This window comes from Streptomyces bungoensis, from assembly GCF_001514215.1.
Taxonomy (GTDB): Bacteria; Actinomycetota; Actinomycetes; order Streptomycetales; family Streptomycetaceae; genus Streptomyces; species Streptomyces bungoensis.
Genome location: NZ_KQ948910.1, coordinates 1 through 1163 on the forward strand (window position 1 = coordinate 1; position 1163 = coordinate 1163).

Consider the following 1163-nt stretch of genomic DNA (forward strand, 5'->3'; position numbering starts at 1 on the left):
TCTTCTGCGCCCAGGTGACGGTATCGGCGTAGTGCTCCAGGGCGGCGGCGGCCTGGTGGCAGGCGTCGGCCGCGTGCAGCCACTTGACCGGGTGCATGGCGAACTTCTTGCGGAACGCCTCGGCCGCCTGACCCTGCCACTGGGAGGAGTCCAGTTTCCGCATGCCCTGGCCGACCTTGTCGAAGGCGGTGTGGAAGTGCTTGAGGTGCCGGGCGGTGGCCAGGATGTCCTCGGCGTTGCCGTGGACGAGGTCGGTGGGGTCGTCGCTCTGGCCGAGCTGCCGCTCGCCCGGGGTGGCGCCCAGGGCGGAGGCGGCCTGGTCCCCGTAGTGGCGCGTGTTGTCGGCCCAGTCGTGGGCGCCGGCCATGTCCAGGCCGTCGGCGGCGATGTCGCTGCCCTTGTCGATCGTCTCGCCGAGGAGTTTCTTCCCGCCGTCGACGAGGTCCCCGGCACCGCCGATGAGGGAGTCGGCCAGGTCACCGGCGCCCATCAGCCGTCACCGGCCTGCCCGGCGGCCTCGGCGCGTTCCTCGGGGGAGGGGCCCCACAGGTCGTCGAGCATCCGGTTGTAGCCGTCATCGGCTCCCGTCGCCCGGTTCAGCTCCTCCACGGTGACGCCCGGCGGCAGGCCCAGCGAGCCGGTCATCACGTCCCGGCCGGCGTCCTTCGCGCTCTGCTCGGCGTGCTGCCACGCCTCCCGGAACGACGTGCCGCTGTAGTCGGGGTGGGTCAGCGCGTCCCGGCTGCCCCGCCGAAGCTGGTCCCAGCTCTGCTTCGTGACGGTGTCCTCGGAGGCGTACGGGTCGCCCGCCACCGAGTTGTAGCCGACCTTGAGCGCGCCGCCGACGTACTGGTCCGTCTCGTACAGCGTGCCCGCCGACAGGCCCACGTCCTCCGCGAAGGCGCTGCCCTCGGCCACCAGGGCGCGCACGCCCCACTCCCAGCGCTCGCAGAACGACGTGAACTTCGCCGTCAGGGCCTCGTGACCGAGCTGGAGACCGGACAGTTCCAGGTTCGAGAAGCCCCGGCCCACCCCGGCCAGGCTGTCGACACCCAGCCCCTTCAACTCCGCCAGGGTCAGCGTGATGCCCTTCGCGATCTCGTCCAGGCCCGACGCCTTGATGTCCTTGCCGCCGCCCCCGCTCACCGCCGCGTCTCCCCCTC

2 protein-coding genes are annotated in these 1163 nt (G+C 72.1%); both read right to left on the reverse strand.

What is annotated here, in order from left to right:
• Positions 1–490, reverse strand: a 490-nt coding sequence (locus AQJ66_RS36580; RefSeq protein WP_341849442.1) for a putative T7SS-secreted protein, incomplete at its 3' end; no start/stop codon positions are given.
• On the reverse strand, positions 490–1163 hold a 674-nt coding region (locus AQJ66_RS36585), incomplete at its 5' end, for a hypothetical protein (protein ID WP_341849443.1). The genes AQJ66_RS36580 and AQJ66_RS36585, both read right to left, overlap by 1 nt.